This window comes from Desulfonatronum sp. SC1 (assembly GCF_003046795.1).
Lineage (GTDB): Bacteria > Desulfobacterota > Desulfovibrionia > Desulfovibrionales > Desulfonatronaceae > Desulfonatronum.
Genome location: NZ_PZKN01000074.1, coordinates 1 through 967 on the forward strand (window position 1 = coordinate 1; position 967 = coordinate 967).

The window sequence follows — 967 nt, forward strand, 5'->3', positions numbered from 1 at the left end:
CAGGACTTTAACCGCATCGCGCCAAATCCAGCCTTTTCCGCAATAATTTCTGCATGTTAACCTGGCCCTTTGCGTAAGACCCTACTGATATCTCTGCTTTTTTGTCAAAAAAACGTTTAATTTTATAAATTTATAAACTTTCTTATTGACACTGTTAGACCCTACTGATATGTCCTCTGCATGCCTCACCTGCACAAGAAGATCAAAAAGGGCAGGCCCTACTACTATGTCCGGGAGATGGCGCGGATCGACGGCAAGCCAAAGGTTACCAACCAAGTCTATCTTGGTTCCCCGGAGAGGATCATGTCTTTGGCAACAGGGGCCGAATCTGCGTTGGAGAAAATTCAGGTTCAGGAATTTGGCGCGTTGTGGTTGGCCAATTTGATTGATCAGGATGTTGGGATTGCTCAGATCGTGGACGAGGTCGTCCCCAAAGGAAAAAACGAGGCTGGACCATCTGTCGGCGAATACTTCCTATATGCAGTTTTCAACAGGATGGTTGACGCTCAGTCCAAGAGAGCTTTGGCGGATTGGTACGATAAAGCCGCTGTCCAACAGGTCAGGCCGGTGGACGTTAAAGCCTTGTCATCCGAGAAGTTTTGGAAAAAATGGGACCGGGTAAGTCAAAAGCAAATCGAGGCGATCGCAAAAAGATTTTTCGAAAAGGTGGCTCAGTTAGAGACTTCCCGGTTCGATTGCTTTCTTTTCGACACCACCAACTACTACACGTACTTGGCCGGCAATACCGAATCTGACTTGGCTCAGACGGGTAAAAGCAAAGAGGGCCGCTACTGGCTTCGCCAGGTAGGACTTGCCTTGCTGGTGGCCAGGGATACCGGCCTGCCGTTTTTCTATCGCGAATACGAGGGCAACTGCCATGATTCCAAGGTGTTTCAGTGCGTTCTGGAAGACGTTTTGGATGCCATGCGAAAATATGGTCGGCAAGACGTGACTGTGGTCTTGGACA

1 pseudogene is annotated in these 967 nt (G+C 48.7%); it reads left to right on the top strand.

The window, feature by feature from the left end:
• Positions 1-180: 180 nt before the first annotated feature.
• Positions 181-967, top strand: a pseudogene (locus tag C6366_RS18370) (transposase); the annotation flags it as partial.